Source organism: Pantoea sp. PNA 14-12 (assembly GCF_004364735.1).
Classification (GTDB): Bacteria; Pseudomonadota; Gammaproteobacteria; order Enterobacterales; family Enterobacteriaceae; genus Pantoea; species Pantoea stewartii.
The window spans coordinates 256936-275017 of the sequence record NZ_SOAJ01000003.1; the positions used below are offsets into that span (position 1 = coordinate 256936).

The 18082-nt window shown below is 56.6% G+C and carries 13 protein-coding genes; 7 read left to right on the forward strand and 6 right to left on the reverse strand.

Annotated elements, in window-relative coordinates:
* The first annotated feature begins 86 nt into the window (after positions 1 to 86).
* From C7434_RS12335 to C7434_RS12355, 5 genes are all read left to right on the forward strand, one after another.
* Complete coding sequence (locus C7434_RS12335; protein ID WP_039339105.1) at positions 87 to 2360, forward strand: molybdopterin guanine dinucleotide-containing S/N-oxide reductase; 2274 nt, start codon at positions 87 to 89, stop codon at positions 2358 to 2360.
* A 275-nt stretch (positions 2361 to 2635) separates the two neighbouring features.
* Positions 2636 to 4375: a penicillin-binding transpeptidase domain-containing protein gene (locus tag C7434_RS12340; protein WP_133745501.1), complete on the forward strand. Its 1740-nt coding sequence runs from the start codon at positions 2636 to 2638 to the stop codon at positions 4373 to 4375.
* A 334-nt stretch (positions 4376 to 4709) separates the two neighbouring features.
* Positions 4710 to 6860, forward strand: coding sequence for a bifunctional acyl-ACP--phospholipid O-acyltransferase/long-chain-fatty-acid--ACP ligase (aas, locus tag C7434_RS12345; RefSeq protein WP_110267940.1), 2151 nt, complete (start codon positions 4710 to 4712; stop codon positions 6858 to 6860).
* The gene (lplT, locus tag C7434_RS12350; protein ID WP_133745502.1) at positions 6857 to 8050 is read left to right on the forward strand and encodes a lysophospholipid transporter LplT; all 1194 of its coding nucleotides are present in this window, start codon (positions 6857 to 6859) and stop codon (positions 8048 to 8050) included. Before aas ends, lplT begins: the two co-directional genes overlap by 4 nt.
* Positions 8051 to 8358: 308 nt before the next feature.
* A complete protein-coding gene (locus tag C7434_RS12355; RefSeq protein WP_133745503.1) occupies positions 8359 to 10008 on the forward strand; it encodes a methyl-accepting chemotaxis protein in 1650 nt (549 codons plus the stop codon).
* Positions 10009 to 10106: 98 nt separating this feature from the next.
* Here the strand turns inward: C7434_RS12355 and ridA are convergent, their stop codons facing one another.
* From ridA to argF, 4 genes are all read right to left on the reverse strand, one after another.
* Complete coding sequence (gene ridA / locus C7434_RS12360; protein WP_006121790.1) at positions 10107 to 10493, reverse strand: 2-iminobutanoate/2-iminopropanoate deaminase; 387 nt, start codon at positions 10491 to 10493, stop codon at positions 10107 to 10109.
* Between the two features lie 82 nt (positions 10494 to 10575).
* Positions 10576 to 11040 (reverse strand): aspartate carbamoyltransferase regulatory subunit, encoded by a 465-nt coding sequence (gene pyrI / locus C7434_RS12365; protein WP_054634587.1) that lies wholly within the window; start codon positions 11038 to 11040, stop codon positions 10576 to 10578.
* A 10-nt stretch (positions 11041 to 11050) separates the two neighbouring features.
* Positions 11051 to 11986 carry an aspartate carbamoyltransferase gene (gene pyrB, locus C7434_RS12370; protein ID WP_039338874.1) on the reverse strand — a complete coding sequence of 312 codons (936 nt, stop codon included), beginning with the start codon at positions 11984 to 11986 and terminating at the stop codon, positions 11051 to 11053.
* 242 nt (positions 11987 to 12228) lie between these two features.
* Positions 12229 to 13236, reverse strand: coding sequence for an ornithine carbamoyltransferase (gene argF, locus C7434_RS12375; RefSeq protein ID WP_006121794.1), 1008 nt, complete (start codon positions 13234 to 13236; stop codon positions 12229 to 12231).
* Between the two features lie 163 nt (positions 13237 to 13399).
* Between argF and rraB the strand changes: the two genes are divergently transcribed.
* The gene (gene rraB / locus C7434_RS12380) at positions 13400 to 13822 is read left to right on the forward strand and encodes a ribonuclease E inhibitor RraB (protein WP_006121795.1); all 423 of its coding nucleotides are present in this window, start codon (positions 13400 to 13402) and stop codon (positions 13820 to 13822) included.
* Between the two features lie 57 nt (positions 13823 to 13879).
* A complete protein-coding gene (miaE, locus tag C7434_RS12385; RefSeq protein ID WP_033739224.1) occupies positions 13880 to 14641 on the forward strand; it encodes a tRNA isopentenyl-2-thiomethyl-A-37 hydroxylase MiaE in 762 nt (253 codons plus the stop codon).
* Positions 14642 to 14646: 5 nt separating this feature from the next.
* On the opposite strand, the gene C7434_RS12390 is transcribed toward miaE, so the two are convergent.
* Positions 14647 to 15144: a GNAT family N-acetyltransferase gene (locus tag C7434_RS12390; RefSeq protein ID WP_050504827.1), complete on the reverse strand. Its 498-nt coding sequence runs from the start codon at positions 15142 to 15144 to the stop codon at positions 14647 to 14649.
* Positions 15145 to 15225: 81 nt separating this feature from the next.
* The gene (locus C7434_RS12395; protein ID WP_133745504.1) at positions 15226 to 18081 is read right to left on the reverse strand and encodes a valine--tRNA ligase; all 2856 of its coding nucleotides are present in this window, start codon (positions 18079 to 18081) and stop codon (positions 15226 to 15228) included.
* Between the last annotated feature and the right edge of the window lies 1 nt (position 18082).

Below are 18082 nucleotides of genomic sequence, written 5' to 3' on the forward strand. Positions count from 1 at the left end.
GCAAAATCAGACGATGCGTGATGCCTTCTGCTACGGTCACAGCCCGTGATATGCTGCTTATCCCAACACCTGCCGAAGCGATGACCATGAAAATAAAAGTGCCACATCTGGCGCACTGGGGCGCCTTTACCGCGGTAAGCGAAAACGACCGTCTCATCGGTTGCGAACCTTTTTTTGCCGACGCCGATCCGTCGCCCATGCTCAACACCATTCCTGAACTGGTCTACTCGGATAAACGCATCCGCCAGCCTATGGTGCGGCGTTCGTGGTTAACCTCCCGCGAGAACAGCGATCGCACCTTGCGTGGACGCGAAGATTTTGTCGCCGTTGACTGGGATACGGCGCTGGATCTGGTGGCTGAGGAGAATCGCCGCATTCGTGAACGCTACGGTGCCTCCGGCATTTTTAATGGCTCTTACGGCTGGTCATCGGCAGGGCGCGTCAACCATGCGCGCACGCTGGTACGGCGTTTCTATTTTCAGGGCGGCGGCGGGGTCGATCAGCAAGGCAACTACAGCTGGGGCGCAGCGCAGTTTTTCCTCCCTTATGTTATGGGCACCTACATGCCGCTCACCGGGCGCGTCACCGACTGGCCGCAGGTGGTGGAACACGCCGAGATTTTTGTCGCCTTTGGCGGACTGGCGCTAAAAAATGCCCAGGTGGCTTCCGGCGGCGCAGGTCAGCACAGCCTGAAACCGGCGCTGGAACAGCTGGCCGCGAAAGGCACGCCCGTCATCAACATCAGCCCCATGCGCGACGACTGCCCTGAATTTGTTCGCGCCGACTGGATCCCGATCCGGCCGAATACCGATGTGGCGCTGATGCTGGCGCTCGGTTATGAAATTTATCAGCGCGGTGCGACCGACGAGGATTTCCTTGCCCGTCACTGCACCGGCTGGCCGCAGCTGCGTGCTTATCTGCTGGGCGAAAGCGATGGCATCGCCAAAACGGCGGGTTGGGCGAGCCGGATCACCGCGGTCCCGGCGGAGCGCATTGTGCAACTGGCGCAGCAGCTGATCGGCAAACGCAGTTTTATCACCTGCTCCTACTCTGTCCAGCGTGCTCATCGCGGCGAACAGCCCTACTGGATGATGATCGCGCTGTCCTCCATGCTCGGACAGCCAGGCCTGCCGGGCGCGGGCTTCTCATTTGGTCACGGCTCCATGAACAGCGTGGGCAATCCGCGCCAGGAAGGGCCCGCGCCGATGATGAGTACCGGACCCAATCCGTCGGGCCTCTCTATTCCCGTGGCGCGCATCAGTGACATGTTGCTTAACCCCGGCCAGCCTTATAGCTTCCAGGGCGAAACCCTGCACTACCCGGACATTCACATGGTGCACTGGGCGGGCGGCAACCCGTTCCACCATCATCAGCAGTTGAACCGGCTGGTGGAAGGCTGGCAAAAGCCGGATACCGTCGTGGTGCAGGATATCGTCTGGACACCGGCTGCACAGATGGCCGATATCGTACTGCCGGCAACCACCACGCTGGAGCGCAATGATATCGGGGGCTCGTCGCGCGATCGCTTTGTGCTGGCGATGCATCAGGCGATTAAACCCCAGCATCAGGCACGTAACGACTTTGATATCTTTGCGGATCTGGCCGAGCGACTGGGCTATCGGGATACCTTCACGGAAGGGCGCAACGAGATGCAGTGGATCGCGCATCTTTACCAACAATGCGCCGTCGCCCATGGTCGTCGCGGCATTGCTTTCCCCGAATTTGAGGCGTTCTGGCAGCGCGGCTTCGTTGAAATCCCCGAAGGCGGTAAACCCTACGTCTTTATGGCGGACTTCCGCGCCGATCCCCTCGCGCATCCGATCCAGACCGCCAGCGGCAAAATTGAGCTGTTCTGCCAGACCATTGCGGATTATCAGCTGGAGGATATGGCCGGTCACCCGGAATGGCGTGAGCCGCGGGAATGGCTGGGAGCGCCGGCAAGTCAGGACTATCCACTGCATATGATCTCCATTCAGCCCTCGGATCGCTTGCACAGTCAGCTGGATGCCACCGCCACCGTGCAGGGCAATAAAACCGCCGGCCATGAAACGCTGTACATGCATCCTGAGGATGCGAACGCGCGCGGCATTGTCGATGGTGACGAGATTGAAGTCAGCAATGCGCGCGGCAGGATTCTGGCTGGGGTGCGTTTAACAGACGGCCTGAAGCAGGGCGTGGTGATCATCTCTACCGGTGCCTGGTTTGATCCCGGCTTTGGCAACGCCTGGCAGCCGTTTGATCGGGCGGGCAATCCGAATGTCTTAACGCTGGATATCGGCACCTCGTCACTGACCCAGGGGCCGAACGCCATGAGTTGCCTCGTGGACATCAAAAAACATGTCGTTTGCACAAATACGTAAGGATCACACGGCTGGTTACATTTTGCAGGTAACTGTTGCGTTTCTGTCGTGGCAGAACGGGATCGCCGCTTGCTACAGTCAGGATCCCAGAGGTATTGATGGGTGAACATCAACTGATTTTTTTGATTACACCAACCTGCGTAGATACGCAGGTTTTTTTTGCCCCGAGGAAAACGATCAATAACGAACTGATACACAGTTTTCCTGTGTTTTCACCCGCGCTTTGATTATAACTGCTGGATTGACCTCTTTTTTTTTAAGCGCAGCGGATTGCTATGCCCCGGATAAAAAAATTACTGGGTAAAGACCAGATAAAAGCCCCGTTTAACCCGTTTCGTTTTCGCCTGATTTGTCTGGGCGTATTGGCCTGCATGGTCGTTTTACTGGCGCGCGTGGCCGATTTGCAGTTCCTGAATCAGCCGATGCTGGAGCATGAGGCGGATCAGCGCTCCCTGCGTACCGTGACACTGCCCACCAGCCGGGGCACCTTACTGGATCGCAATGGTGAGGCACTGGCACTCAGCGTGCCCTCGCGTGACGTGATCGCCGATCCGCAGCGCGTACTGGAAAGTAACCCCGACTTTACCAGCGCCAAATGGGCCTATCTGGCGGCGGCGCTGGGCATGCGGCCCGAAGAGGTCGCGTCACAGATCACCGCCAATCCTAAACGTCGTTTTCTCTATCTGGGACGTAAAGTGGAGCTGGGGATCGCCAAAGACATCAAAGATCTCAAGCTGAAGGGCATCAGTGAGGTCTATGACGACAGCCGCTTCTATCCGATGAGTGAAGCCTCTGCACCGCTTATCGGCATCGTCGGTGCTGACAACACCGGTCTGAACGGCCTGGAAAAAGGCTTCGATAAAGTGCTGCAGGGTCAGCCGGGCAAAGAAGTGTATCGCCAGGATGCGGCCGGCAATATCATTTCGATGATTAGCTATCAGCCGCCGACGCAGCCGCCGACGGTACAGCTCAGCATTGATAAATTCAGCCAGTACACACTGTACAGCAAACTGCGTGACGGCGTGTTGCTCAACAAGGCCGACTCCGGTGCGGCGGTGCTGGTCAAAATTGATACCGGCGAGATTCTGGCGATGGCCTCTTATCCGTCGTTCAACCCCAACAACTATCAGGGTGCCACACCGGCACAGATGCGCAATACCGCCATCAACGACAGTTATGAACCGGGTTCGACAGTGAAACCGCTGGTAGTGATGGAAGGGCTGGAGCGCCACCTGGTGCGACCGGATTCTGTACTGGATACCACGCCTTACCGCGTGAACGGCCACCTGATCCGTGACGTCGGGCACTGGCCGCGTCTGACGATGACCGGCATCCTGCAAAAATCGAGCGATATCGGCGTCTCGCATATTGCCCTGGCAATGCCTGCGGAAGCCCTGGTGAACACCTACTATGCCTTTGGCCTCGGTAAACCCACCGGACTGGGCTTAACCGGCGAAAGCGTCGGCTACTTCCCGCTGCACCGCACGCGCTGGGCTGATATCGAACGCGCGACCTTCTCCTTCGGCTATGGTTTACGCGTGACGCCGCTACAGATTGCCCGGGAATATGCCACGCTGGGTTCCTATGGGGTTTATCGTCCGCTGTCGATCACCAAGGTCACGCCACCCGTGCTGGGCAAGCAGGTGGCCAATCCTGAAACGGTGAAAGAAGTAGTGCACATGCTGGAAAGTGACGTCTTACCGGGCGGGACCGGGATGAAGGCGGCGGTACCCGGCTATCGTCTGGCTACCAAAACCGGGACAGCGGAGAAAATGGGCAGCAGCGGTAAATATGACGGCGGCTATGTGAACTACACCGCTGGTATTGCTCCCGCCAGCCATCCTGAGGTGGCGCTGGTCGTCATGATTAACCACCCGACCGCTGGCGATCACTTTGGTGGCTCCGTGGCCGCGCCGGTATTCGGCAACATCATGGGGCCGGTGCTGAAGCACATGAATATCGCCCCCGATGCTATCTACAGTAAGCCTGTGGATAACGGTTCAGATAAATCCTAATCAAATCAAACTGTAAGCGAGGTGTGGATGTTTTTACACCTCGTTTCATTTCGGCGAATTCATTTTCTTTTTTCATCTGTCTCTGACCGACTAAAGGGTGAGAGGATAGAAATCCCAGAGGTATTGATGGGTGTGAAAACGGGCACTGCTCCGGCAAGGCCAGTCGTTATTACACCGACCCACGCAGATGCGTGGGTTTTTTTTGCCTGAAATCTGGCCTGGTCTTGTCATGATCTGCATCAGCTTTCTCCCGCGCATCCGCCAATAATCAGTTGTCGATTACCGCTAAATCCTGCATCGTGAGTGGCTGTTTTCACCATGCTAAGGAGCCGGCATGTTATTCACTTTTTTCCGTCTGCTTTTTCGCCTGCTGTGGCGGGTTGAACTGCGGGGCGATACCGCTGAGCTGCGCAAGCAGAAAGTGTTGATTACGCCCAATCACACCTCATTCCTGGATGGCGCGCTACTGGCGCTGTTTCTGCCCGTTAAGCCAGTATTTGCAATCTACTCGTCTATTAGCGAACACTGGTTTTTACGCCTGATAAAACCCTATGCGGATTTCGTGCCGCTCGATCCTATGAAGCCGATGGCGCTGAAGCAGCTGGTGCGGCTCATCGACAGCGGCCGCCCGGTGGTTATTTTCCCCGAAGGCCGCATTACCGTAACCGGATCGCTGATGAAGATTTACAGCGGCGCGGGCTTTGTTGCAGCAAAATCTGGCGCGACCGTGGTGCCGATGCGCATTGAAGGGGCAGAATTTACGCCGTTCGGTCGCCTGGCGGGCGTTTTCAAGCGTCGCCTGTTTCCCCGTATTACCCTGAGCATTTTACCCGGCACCCATATTCCGATGCCCGAGGCGAAGCGCGCCCGCGACCGTCGCGTGCTGGCCGGAGAGCACCTGCACCATATTATGATGGAAGCACGTATGGCGGTGCGACCCAGGGAAACCCTGTATGAGGCTTTCCTGAGTGCCCGTCAGCGCTATGGCGCGTTTAAGCGATGCATCGAAGACGTGAATTTCAAACCCGACAGCTATACCGGCCTGCTGAAAAAAGCGCTGGGCGTTGGACGCATTCTGGAACGGTACAGCCAGCCTGGCGATTACGTCGGGTTGCTGCTGCCCAACGCCACGGTCACGGCGGCGGCGATCCTGGGCGCATCATTACGTGGGCGCGTGCCCGCCATGCTGAACTACTCTGCGGGCGTAACGGGCCTGCGTGCGGCGCTGACTGCGTCACAGGTAAAGACCGTGTTCACGTCGCGGCAGTTCCTGGATAAAGGCAACCTGTGGCATCTGCCGCAGGCGCTGACCGAGGTGCGGTGGATCTATCTGGAAGATCTGAAAGATACCGTCACGTTGCAGGATAAGCTCTGGATACTGGCGCATTTGCTGGCGCCGCGTCAGGCGCAGGTGACGCAACAGCCGGAAGATGCCGCGATGGTGCTGTTTACCTCTGGCTCCGAAGGGCATCCGAAAGGCGTGGTGCATTCTCATAAAAGCCTGCTGGCGAACGTTGAGCAGATTCGCACGGTGGCCGACTTTACGCCACGCGATCGCTTTATGTCAGCGTTGCCGCTGTTCCATGCCTTCGGCTTGACTGTGGGGCTGTTTACGCCGCTGATGACCGGGGCGCAGGTCTTTCTGTATCCCAGTCCGCTGCACTACCGCGTGGTGCCTGAGTTGGTGTACGACCGCAACTGTACCGTGCTGTTTGGCACTTCAACCTTCCTGGGGAATTACGCCCGTTTTGCGCAGCCTTATGACTTTGCCCGTCTGCGCTATGTGGTCGCGGGGGCAGAAAAACTGCAGGAGAACACGCGCCAGCTGTACATGGAAAAATACGGCATCCGGATTCTGGAAGGCTATGGCGTCACCGAATGCGCGCCTGTTGTCGCCATCAACGTGCCCATGGCCGCCAAAGCGCACACGGTAGGTCGTATTCTGCCGGGAATGGATTCGCGCCTGATGTCCGTGCCGGGCATTGAACAGGGCGGGCGGCTGCAACTGCGTGGTCCAAATATCATGAAAGGCTACCTGCGGGTGGAGAATCCCGGCGTACTGGAAACCCCGGCTGCGGACAACGGGGAAGGGCAGATGGAAGCGGGCTGGTACGATACCGGCGATATCGTCAGCTTTGATGACGGCGGATTCTGCCAGATCCAGGGCCGGGCGAAGCGCTTTGCCAAAATTGCCGGGGAAATGGTCTCGCTGGAAGTGGTCGAGCAGATCGCCCTGAGCGCGTCGCCGGAGAAACAGCACGCGGCCTCGCTGCGGCCCGACGGTAATCGGGGTGAAGCCTTAGTGCTGTTTACTACCGACAGCGCCTTAGCGCGTGAGGATTTGCAAAAGGCGGCCCGGTCGCTGGGTGCCGCGGATCTGGCCGTACCGCGCGATATCCGCGTGGTCAAACAGCTGCCGCTGCTGGGCAGTGGCAAACCTGACTATGTCACCCTGAAGAAAATGGCCGAAGAGGACCAGGCATGATCCCAGAACGTGATGCGCCGTTACTGTCGCGCGGCATGATAGCGGTAATCGTGGCGCAGTTTTTCTCCGCGTTCGGCGATAACGCCCTGCTGTTTGCCACGCTGGCGTTGCTGAAAAACCAGTTCTATCCCGACTGGAGCCAGCCGGTACTGCAGATGCTGTTTGTTGCCACTTATATTCTGCTTGCGCCCTTTGTCGGCCAGATGGCAGACAGCATTGCCAAAGGCCGGGCCATGATGTTTGCCAACAGCCTGAAGTTGCTCGGTGCGATGGTGATCTGCTTCGGTTTTAATCCTTTCCTGGGTTACACCCTGGTGGGAATCGGGGCTGCCGCGTACTCCCCGGCGAAGTACGGCATTCTGGTTGAAATTGCGCATGGCGAAAAGCTGGTTAAAGCCAACGGGCTGATGGAAGCCTCCACCATTGCAGCTATTCTGCTGGGCTCGGTGGCGGGCGGCATCCTGTCGGACTGGAATCTGGTTGCCGCACTGGCCGCCTGTGCTCTGACCTATGCGGTGGCGGTGGTGGCGAACCTGTTTATTCCCAGACTGCGCGCCGCGCGTCCGGGGCAGAGCTGGAATGTGGCGGCCATGCTGGGCCGTTTTCTCCGCGCGACGCGCCTGCTGTGGAACAATGCCGAAACCCGATTTTCTCTGCTCGGTACCAGTCTGTTTTGGGGCGCAGGTGTAACGCTGCGTTTTCTGCTGGTGCTGTGGGTACCCGTGGCGCTGGGCATCAGCGACAACAAAACGCCGACCATGCTGAATGCTATGGTCGCGGTAGGGATTGTGGTGGGCGCGGCACTGGCGGCAAAGCTGGTGACGCTGGAAACCGTGCGCCGCTGTATGCCCGCGGGCGTTCTGATCGGCGTGATGGTGGTGATTTTCGCCCTGCAACATACCCTGCTGAATGCTTACCTGCTGCTGATGATCATCGGCGTGCTGGGCGGTTTCTTTGTTGTACCCCTCAACGCGCTGCTTCAGGAACGCGGTCAACAGAGCGTCGGCGCGGGCAATGCGATTGCAGTGCAGAACCTGATTGAAAACACCGCCATGCTCATCATGTTGGGGCTGTATACGCTGGCCATTCGCGCCGGTGCCCCCGCCGTGGCGACCGGCATTGGCTTTGGCGCCTTGTTCGCGCTGGCGATTACCCTCCTGTGGCTGTGGCGTCCGTCCTCCCGCGCCTGATGCAACAACCGCGGGGCGCGCTGTCCCCGCGGTTCCGCTTTTCTCCTTTATGCTGGCCCCGAGGGTATTACGCCTTTTTTTTGACATATCACCAAAAATTTATTATTCAAAAAAATATAGTTTGTTTTGTTATTGTTTTTTTCCGGTCTTTTATTTAATTTCGATAAGTTTTTGCAATGAATAATTAATTTAAACTTGAAATCGAATTCAGGTTTAAAAAAATTGAAATAAATTTTTATTTATTATTGCCGATTAATTTCTGGCTTCCTTCGGGAATAGGCTCGGAGGAAAGAAAGGAGCTCGGTTTAATGAATATGACGCAAAGACTTTCTCTGGCTTTTTCGCTTTTAGCAGGTTCATTAATTATTCTGGGGATCGTAACACTTTCACTTCTCGCCGGTTTTCAGGCGAGATTTGAATATGTGCAGGTAAACACGATTGATTCGCTCAAGGTATTAAACCGGCTGGTGGATGAAAGTAATCGCCTCTCTGTGGCGTTATATCGTCATCAGACAGAGGATGAGAGCGGCAAGCTGGCCAGTCTCGAAGCGGTTATTCAAAAACGCATTGAGGAGATTTCGACACTGACGAAATATTATTTCGATAACGACATTACCAACGATGACGATCGGGTGATGACAGAAAAGTCATTCCGGTTAATCGATGCCGTTAAACAAAATCTTCCGGCATTTCTCACGGCTTCCCGGGCACATCAGAATGAACGCAGCCTGGCGCTGTTAAGTGATGATGAAGGTATTGGCGGCGCCATCACCCAGCTAAAAAACAGTTACCGCGATCAGTTTGAATTTAACAGCAAAATGGGTGAAGCGTTACGCCTGCAAAACCAACATATTTATCGGCTGACCAAATGGGGCATGGCCGCCGGTATTGCCCTGGCGATTACTGGCCTGGGGATGCTGACGATACTGACCATCATGCGCGTCCGCCGCAGCCTGAATGCCATGGGCGGGCTGATGGAACGCGCCAGCAATACGCTTGATCTTTCCCTGAAGGCCGATGACAGCCGCCGTGATGAAGTCGGTATCATGGCACGCTCTTATAATCGTCTGATGACAAGCATTTCGTCCGCTATGCATGCGGTCAGCAGTGCCTCACAGTCCGTCAGCAGTGCGTCGGCACAGATTGCGGCAGGGAATGAGGATTTGTCTGCCCGTACAGAAGAGCAGGCTGCCTCGCTGGAGCAAACGGCTGCCAGCATGACGCAAATCAGCGAAACCGTCAGACAGACCGCCGACAACACGCGCCAGGCGAGCAATCTGGCCGAAAATACGCGTAACCTCTCCGAAACCAGCTCTGCGGCACTCACTACCATGCTGGATACCATGACGTCGATCCGTGACAGCGCGGGCAAGGTGGGCGACATTATCACCCTGATTGAAGGCATTGCGTTTCAGACCAATATTCTGGCGCTGAACGCGGCGGTTGAAGCGGCGCGAGCCGGCGAACACGGGCGCGGCTTTGCGGTCGTGGCAGGGGAAGTGCGCAATTTGTCGCAGCGTTCCACCACCGCCGCCCGTGAAATCAAAACGCTGATTCAGTCGTCGAATGCATTGATTGAATCGGGAACGTCGCAGGCGGATAACGTGAATCAGAATATGGAGACGATGCGCGGTGCGGTCAGTCAGGTTACCGATCTGGTTAACGAAATCGCCGCTGCGGCCACAGAGCAGAGCCAGGGGATCGCGCAGGTGCATCAGGCGGTCAATCAGATGGACGACGTGACCCAGCAGAATGCGGCCCTGGTGGAAGAAGCCTCGGCTGCATCGCTCTCACTACAGGAGCAGGCCGACGGCCTGGCTGCGCTGGTGCGCAGGTTTACGCTCGCGGGCCAGCAGGCGGCTGATGTGACGCCTCAGCGTCAACCCACAACCGTTGTTGCGCCCAAACCCGTGATGGCTCTGGCGACAGGCGGACAGGATAACTGGCAAAGCTTTTAAGGTTGATCACACCGTGAACGGTCGGCGGTAAGCAGGGCAAATTCCAGGCTTAATGGCAGACCGAAAGCCGCGTGCGCACCCGGTGCGCACGCGTTTTATCAGCGACGCAGTGCAATCGCTTCGATTTCAATCTTCACATCTTTTGGCAGACGGGCGACTTCCACGCACGAGCGCGCCGGGAAGTTTGCCTTGTGCTCAGTAAAGAACGCTTCGTAGGTGGCGTTTACGGTCGCAAAGTCATTCAGATCTTTCACGAACACGGTGGTTTTAACGATATCGCCTACCGTCAGTCCCGCCGCTTCCACGATTGCCTTCACGTTTTCCAGCGACTGACGTGCCTGCGCAGACACATCATCGGCGACCTCACCGGTGGCCGGGTTCACGGGAATCTGGCCCGAGGTGATGATCATGTTGCCGAGATCAACGCCCTGTACGTAAGGGCCAATGGCCGCAGGGGCTTTTTCCGTACTGATTTCACGAGACATCATTTCTCCTTAAAGTAAGGCCGGGGCAGCAACGATGCCGCCCGCAACAGAACGCGTTCCATTATAGGCGCGCCCGGGACGATTAAAAGTGGCCCAGCACGACATGGCGGGCGAACTCTTTCTCACAGTATTTGCACTTCAGGTGCACCTCATCGGCGCGGTGCTTGACGGCGAAGCTGGAGAACACCGGCTCGCTGCGGCTGATGCAGTTGCTGTTCGGGCAGGTAAGCACCCGATCGATGTGATCCGGCAGCGTCGGGGCGATCTTGGCCACCACTTCATAGTCGTCGATGCGATTGACCGTCGCATGCGGTGCATAGAACGCCAGCTGATTGATCTGATCGTCAGTCAGGTAGGTGTTTTCGATCTTGATCAGGTCCTTACGGCCCATTTCACCTGACGGCAGGTTCAGACCAATAGTGATGCGCTGGTCAGTTTCGGTCAGGCGAAACAGCGACAGGAGCTTAAAGCCCACCTGCGCCGGAATATGATCGATAACCGTGCCGTTTTTGATGGCTTCGACCTGCAGTTTGTTATCGTGGCTCATTGTTCACTCCTTACAGGGCGATGTCGCTGTTCAGTACCAGCGCCAGCAGGGCCTGGCGCGCATAAATACCGTTACCTGCCTGCTGGAAATACCAGGCGTACGGCGTGGTGTCCACGTCAGGGGTAATTTCATCAATACGGGGCAGCGGATGCAGCACTTTCATGTTATCGCGGGCCCCGACCAGATCGGCTGCCCGTAAAATAAACTGGGCTTTGACGTTGGCATATTCTGAGGGATCGAGACGCTCTTTTTGCACGCGGGTCATATAGAGAATATCCAGCTCAGGCATCACCTCTTCAAAGCTGTCATGGCGCGACCAGGCAATATTCTGCTCGTCCAGCATATCGGTGATATAGGCAGGCATTGCCAGCGCATCCGGCGCGATAAAGAAGAAGCGGTTGCCGTCGAACTTGGCCAGCGCCTGGGTCAGCGAGTGAACGGTACGGCCATATTTGAGATCGCCCACCATGGCCACGTTCAGATTGCTGAGACGACCCTGGGTTTCGTGGAGAGTAAACAGGTCCAGCAGCGTTTGTGTTGGGTGCTGATTCGCGCCGTCGCCCGCGTTCAGAATGGGAATGCCGTTGGAGAACTCCGTGGCCAGTCGGGCTGCCCCTTCCTGCGGATGACGCATCACAATTGCGTCCACATAGGTACTGATGACGGAAATGGTATCCGCCAGGGTTTCCCCCTTCTTGCCCAGCGAGGTGTTACTGCCATCGGCAAAGCCAACGGCGGAGGCACCCAGGCGATGAATGGCGGTTTCAAACGACAGCCGGGTGCGGGTGGAGGCTTCAAAGAAGCAACTGGCGATCACGTTGTGTTTCAGCAGTTCCGGCTGAGGGTTGGCTTTGAGCCGGGCGGCGGTATGCAGCACCAGCTCCAGCTCGTCGCGGCTGAGATCGTTAATTGAAATGATGTGCTTGCGATATAGCGGGTTAGCCATAGCTCTCTCCTCTGCGCGGCCGGATTGCGGACAAAAAAAAGCCCCTTAGAAAGGGGCTTTTTTGAGATCGGTTCGATGACGGAAAGAAACAGCGGTGCCGCCTGCGGTCAGGCGAGATAGCGCGTCACATTGTCCACGATGCTGTTGCATGTTTCCTCCGGCAAATTGTGGCGCATTATACGCCATCGCGGGTTGGCATCAAGGAAAAATCGCGTAACAGGTAACCGTTTGCGTCTGTCTGATTAGCGCTGTCCCAGCGTGGCGACCATTACCGCTTTGATGGTGTGCATCCGGTTTTCAGCCTGGTCAAACACGATGCTGTGTGCCGACTCAAAGACCTCATTGCTGACTTCCATGCCGTCTTTAAGGCCATACTGTTCTGCCATCTGGCGGCCCAGCGTGGTCTGATCGTCATGGAAAGCCGGTAAGCAGTGCAGGAATTTCACCGCCGGATTGCCGGTCAGCGCCAGCATCGCGCGGTTCACCTGATAGTCGCGCAGCAGGGCAATCCGTTCTTCCCACACCGCTTTGGCTTCGCCCATGGAAACCCAGACGTCGGTATAGATAAAATCGGCACCTTTTACGCCCTCGGCAATATCCGCCGTCAGGGTGATTTTACCGCCGGTCTTTTCGGCGACCTGACGGCATTCTGCGACCAGCCCGGCTTCCGGCCAGCAGCTTTGCGGCGCAACCATGCGCAGATCCAGCCCGACCAGCGCGGCGGCTTCCAGCATGCTGTTGCCCATGTTATTGCGGGCATCGCCAACGTATACCAGCGTCATCTTATTCAGCGGTGTAGCGGGCAGATGCTCCTGCATGGTCAGCAGGTCAGCCAGCAACTGGGTGGGGTGAAACTCGGTGGTCAGGCCGTTCCAGACCGGCACGCCCGCGTGCTCGGCCAGCGTTTCCACCAGTGCCTGACCGTAACCCCGATACTGAATGCCGTCGTACATGCGGCCCAGCACGCGCGCGGTGTCTTTCATCGACTCTTTATGGCCGATCTGGCTGCCGCTCGGGCCAAGATACGTGACGTTAGCTCCCTGATCGTAGGCGGCAACTTCGAAAGAGCATCGGGTACGGGTCGAGTCTTTTTCGAAGATGAGCGCGATGTTTTTGCCTTTCAGGTATTGGGTTTCGCTGGCGGTTTTTTTGGCGTGTTTTAATTCGGCAGACAGGGCAAGCAGGTAATCGATCTCGGCCGGGGTAAAATCCAGCAGCCTGAGAAAATGACGGTGATACAACTGACTCATACAGCACTCCGGTACGGGTTTCGTAATGAATTAAAATTCAATTTAACCGTATGAATATGCATTTTCAACCCTGGCGAGAATAATCTTTTCTGTTTTGTGTAGTGGCGCGACAGGCAGTATGGGAAAATAATGACTTATTGCCGAACTCAGAGAGGATATCGCCATGGCATTTGAAGCATTGTTGGAAGAGCAGCGTGAAGAGACGCGGCTGATCATCGAAGAACTGTTAGAGGATGGCAGCGATCCCGATGCGCTCTATACCATTGAGCACCATCTCTCCTGTAACAACTTTGACTCGCTGGAAAAAGCGGCGGTGGACGCGTTTAAGCTGGGCTATGAAGTCACCGAGCCGGAAGAGCTGGAGCTGGAAGACGGCACCACCGTCATGTGCGTGGACATTCTCAGCGAAGGCGCGTTGAAAGCGGAGCTGATCGACGCGCAGGTAGAGCAGCTGGTGAATCTGGTGGCAAAATATAACGTCGACTACGACGGCTGGGGCACCTACTTTGAAGATCCGAATGCCCAGGATGACGATGAAGACGATGGCGATGTCATCGACGAAGACGATAACGGCATTCGCCACTAATCTGACGAGGGCGGAGTCTGCTCCGCCTTTTCTGTTTTCCGGCCCTGTCTGACATTCATGAATTACGCACCCTTACTTGAACCGATACAGCAATTTTTACACTGCCGCACGCCGCAGGCCTGGATTGATGAAGCGCGCAAACCTGAAAATCTCACACTGCTCCTGACCGACCATCTGGTGTGTGAACTGAAAGCCGCACAGACCGCCGTCTGGCTGATTCGCAAATATGTCGCCGACAAGCCAAGTGGAGACCGGATTCTGGCGTGGCTGCGGCCTTACGAGAATTTTATCTTTCGCGAAGACGGCGACAGTGATTTTATCAACGCCCATAAAAATCTGACTAAAACGATCATCGTACGCAATGCGCTGCCGTGGGCGGACGATCTGGTAGAGAAAATGGTGCTGCTGATTAAAGAAGAGCTGCATCACTTTTACCAGGTGTGGGAAATTATGCAGTCGCGCGGCCTGGTGTACGAGAAAATCACCTCAAGTCGTTACGCCAAAGGGCTACTACGCGAAGTGACCACGCACGAACCCGATACGCTGGTGGATAAGCTGATTTGCGGTGCCTATATCGAAGCGCGCTCCTGCGAACGGTTTGCCAGCCTGGCGCCTTTCCTGGACAGTGAACTCGAGAAGTTTTATATCTCGCTGCTGCGTTCTGAAGCCCGCCATTACCAGGATTACCTGGCGCTGGCGGCACAGATATCACCCAAAGACATTACGGCGCGCGTACGGGCGATTGGTGAAGCGGAGGCCAGGCTGATTAGTGAGCCGGACACGGAGCTGCGCTTTCACAGCGGCGTCCCGGCTTTTTGACGGCGTTACAGCGTTTTCAGCATCCTGAACTCGCAGTCGCCATGGCCGGTGCAGCCCAGCGCATGGTCGATGCGCGCAAAGCCCAGCGATTCATAAAGCTTAATGGCGCGCGTCAGGCTGCCGGTGGTTTCCAGATAGCAACGGCGAAAGCCCCGCTGGCGCGCATGATCCATGGCTAACAGCGCCAGTTCGCGCGCCACGCCGAAGCCGCGGATAGCGGGCAGGAAATACATCTTTTGCAGTTCACAGATATCCGGCGCGCTGCAGGCGAGCGGGGCAATGCCGCCGCCGCCCATCACCTTCCCCTGATGTTCCACCACCCAGTAAGCGCTGTGTTCAGCGCTGTACAGCTCAAACAGCTGATCCAGATTAGGATCGGCAACGGTGTAGCCTTTATCCGCCGTCAGGCCAAATTCCGCAGAGACGTCGCGGATGACCCGGGCGATATGGAGATTGTCGGCGGCAGTAATGGGCCGCAGCTGAATATCGGCAGTGGTTCTCATCAGGATTCCGGTACAAAGTCAGCGCAATAAAAAAGCCGGGCAAAGCCCGGCTTCAGGTTCAAGCTATCGGACTACGACGCATTACAATGCCGCAATCACCGCCTGCTGTTCAATCAGTTTTGCTTTGGACTGTTCCATGTCGGCAACGCGTTCACGCTCTTTGGCGACGACCGCTTCCGGGGCACGGGACACAAAGCCTTCGTTGGCCAGCTTGGTCTGAATCTTCTCGATTTCAACATCGAGTTTCACCAGCTCTTTCGCCAGACGTTCCAGCTCGGCGGCTTTATCCACCAGATCCGCCATCGGGATCAGGAGCTCGGCGCCTTCAACAATTTTGGTCACCGAAACCGGCCCTTTCTCGCCCGCAGGCAGAATGGTCAGGCTTTCCAGACGCGCCAGGCGCGACAGGAAGTTACGGTTGGCCTCAACGCGGCGCTGGGCCGCCGGCGAGCAGTCACGCAGCAGCACATCCAGCAGCTTGCTCGGCGCGATGTTCATCTCCGCACGGATGTTACGCACCGCGATGATCGCCTGCTTCATCCACTCAATGTCGGCTTTGGCGTCGGCATCTTCTTTCGCCGCATCAAACTGCGGGAACGGCTGCAGCATGATGGTGTCATCGCTGATATTTTTCAGGCCTTTCACGCGCTGCCAGATGGTTTCCGTGATGAACGGAATGATCGGGTGCGCCAGGCGCAGCAGCGCTTCCAGTACATAAACCAGCGTATGGCGCGTACCGCGCAGTTCTGCTTCGCTGCCGCTGTTCATCACCGGCTTGGTCAGCTCCAGGTACCAGTCACAGAACTGGTTCCAGGTGAAGTCATACAGAATGTTGGCGGCGATATCGAAGCGATAGCTGTCCAGGGCTTCACGGTAGGCTTTCACCGTATGGTTGAACTCGGTCAGAATCCAGCGATCGGCCAGCGACAGCGTCATCTCGCCACCATTCTGACCACAATCCTGATCTTCGGTGTTCATCAGCACAAAGCGGCTGGCGTTCCACAGCTTATTACAGAAGTTGCGATAACCTTCCAGGCGCTTCATGTCCCAGTTGATATCACGACCGGTTGATGCCAGCGCGGCCAGCGTAAAGCGCAGCGCATCGGTACCGGATGGCTCAATACCGTTCGGGAACTGTTTCTCGGTGCGCTTACGGATTTTCTCGGCCAGCTGCGGCTGCATCATGTTACCGGTGCGTTTTTCCAGCAGATCTTCCAGCGAAATGCCGTCAACCATATCCAGCGGGTCAATCACGTTGCCCTTGGATTTGGACATCTTCTGGCCTTCTTCATCGCGGATCAAACCGGTCATATAGACGGTTTTAAACGGCACCTGCGGTTTGCCGTTTTCATCTTTGATGAAGTGCATGGTCAGCATGATCATGCGGGCAATCCAGAAGAAGATAATGTCAAAGCCACTGACCAGCACGCTGGTCGGGTGGAAGGTCCGCAGGGCCTCGGTGTTTTCCGGCCAGCCCAGCGTTGAGAACGTCCACAGACCTGAAGAGAACCAGGTATCCAGTACGTCGTCGTCCTGGCGCAGCGCCACATCGGCGGCCATGTTGTTTTCGCTACGCACTTCGTCTTCGGTGCGACCAACGTAAACGTTGCCGTCGTTATCGTACCAGGCCGGAATGCGGTGACCCCACCACAGCTGACGGGAAATACACCAGTCCTGAATGTCACGCATCCAGGAGAAGTACATGTTCTCGTACTGTTTTGGTACAAACTGAATATCGCCGTTCTCAACGGCTTCAACGGCTACTTTTGCCAGCGGTGCCGTGCGGACGTACCACTGGTCGGTCAGCATCGGCTCGATGACCACACCGCCGCGGTCGCCGTAAGGAACGGTCAGATCGTGTGGTTTGATCTCTTCCAGCAGGCCCAGTTCGTCCACCGCAGCCACGATGGCTTTACGCGCCGCAAAACGTTCCATCTTCTGGAACGCAGCCGGGATCGCGTCACTGTAGACGGTGCTGGCTTCGCCGTTGGTATCGTAAACCTGCGCGCTTTCACGGATATCCCCGTCAAAGGTCAGGATGTTGATCATCGGCAGCTTATGACGACGGCCCACTTCATAGTCGTTGAAGTCGTGCGCCGGGGTGATTTTCACGCAGCCGGTGCCTTTTTCCATATCTGCGTGCTCGTCACCCACGATTGGGATCAGGCGATCAACCAGCGGCAGCATGACAAACTTGCCGATCAGATCTTTATAACGCGGATCGTCCGGGTTCACGGCCACGCCGGTATCGCCCAGCAGCGTTTCCGGACGCGTGGTGGCGACAACCAGATAATCTTTCCCGTCGGCGGTTTTGGCGCCGTTGGCCAGCGGATAGCGGATGTGCCACATGGAGCCTTTGCTCTCACGGTTTTCCACTTCCAGGTCAGAGATCGCGGTGCGCAGTTTCGGATCCCAGTTCACCAGGCGCTTGCCGCGGTAAATCAGGTTCTCTTTGTACAGGCGCACAAACACTTCTTTTACGGCATTGGACAGGCCTTCATCCATGGTGAAGCGTTCACGCTCCCAGTCCACAGAGTTGCCCAGGCGGCGCATCTGGCGGGTAATGGTGCCGCCGGATTCGGCTTTCCACTGCCAGATTTTGTCGATAAAGGCATCACGACCGTAATCCTGACGGGTTTTGCCTTCTTCTGCGGCGATCTTACGCTCAACCACCATCTGCGTGGCGATGCCCGCATGGTCGGTACCGGCCTGCCACAGGGTATTTTTGCCCTGCATGCGCTGGTAGCGAATCATGGTATCCATGATGGTTTGCTGGAAGGCGTGACCCATGTGCAAGCTACCGGTGACGTTCGGCGGCGGGATCATGATGCAAAAGCTTTCCTGGCTGGTGTCGCCATTCGGTTTGAAGTAGCCCTGCTTTTCCCAGTGCTCGTAAAGCGGCTGCTCGATATCTTGCGGGTTATATGTCTTATCCATT

What these genes read in the sequence shown, in the direction of transcription:
- C7434_RS12335 (WP_039339105.1), top strand. Translation starts at nt 87, where the DNA reads ATGAAAATAAAAGTGCCACATCTGGCGCACTGGGGCGCCTTTACCGCG.
- C7434_RS12340 (WP_133745501.1), top strand. Translation starts at nt 2,636, where the DNA reads ATGCCCCGGATAAAAAAATTACTGGGTAAAGACCAGATAAAAGCCCCG.
- aas (WP_110267940.1), top strand. Translation starts at nt 4,710, where the DNA reads ATGTTATTCACTTTTTTCCGTCTGCTTTTTCGCCTGCTGTGGCGGGTT.
- lplT (WP_133745502.1), top strand. Translation starts at nt 6,857, where the DNA reads ATGATCCCAGAACGTGATGCGCCGTTACTGTCGCGCGGCATGATAGCG.
- C7434_RS12355 (WP_133745503.1), top strand. Translation starts at nt 8,359, where the DNA reads ATGAATATGACGCAAAGACTTTCTCTGGCTTTTTCGCTTTTAGCAGGT.
- ridA (WP_006121790.1), bottom strand. Translation starts at nt 10,493, where the DNA reads ATGTCTCGTGAAATCAGTACGGAAAAAGCCCCTGCGGCCATTGGCCCT.
- pyrI (WP_054634587.1), bottom strand. Translation starts at nt 11,040, where the DNA reads ATGAGCCACGATAACAAACTGCAGGTCGAAGCCATCAAAAACGGCACG.
- pyrB (WP_039338874.1), bottom strand. Translation starts at nt 11,986, where the DNA reads ATGGCTAACCCGCTATATCGCAAGCACATCATTTCAATTAACGATCTC.
- argF (WP_006121794.1), bottom strand. Translation starts at nt 13,236, where the DNA reads ATGAGTCAGTTGTATCACCGTCATTTTCTCAGGCTGCTGGATTTTACC.
- rraB (WP_006121795.1), top strand. Translation starts at nt 13,400, where the DNA reads ATGGCATTTGAAGCATTGTTGGAAGAGCAGCGTGAAGAGACGCGGCTG.
- miaE (WP_033739224.1), top strand. Translation starts at nt 13,880, where the DNA reads ATGAATTACGCACCCTTACTTGAACCGATACAGCAATTTTTACACTGC.
- C7434_RS12390 (WP_050504827.1), bottom strand. Translation starts at nt 15,144, where the DNA reads ATGAGAACCACTGCCGATATTCAGCTGCGGCCCATTACTGCCGCCGAC.
- C7434_RS12395 (WP_133745504.1), bottom strand. Translation starts at nt 18,081, where the DNA reads ATGGATAAGACATATAACCCGCAAGATATCGAGCAGCCGCTTTACGAG.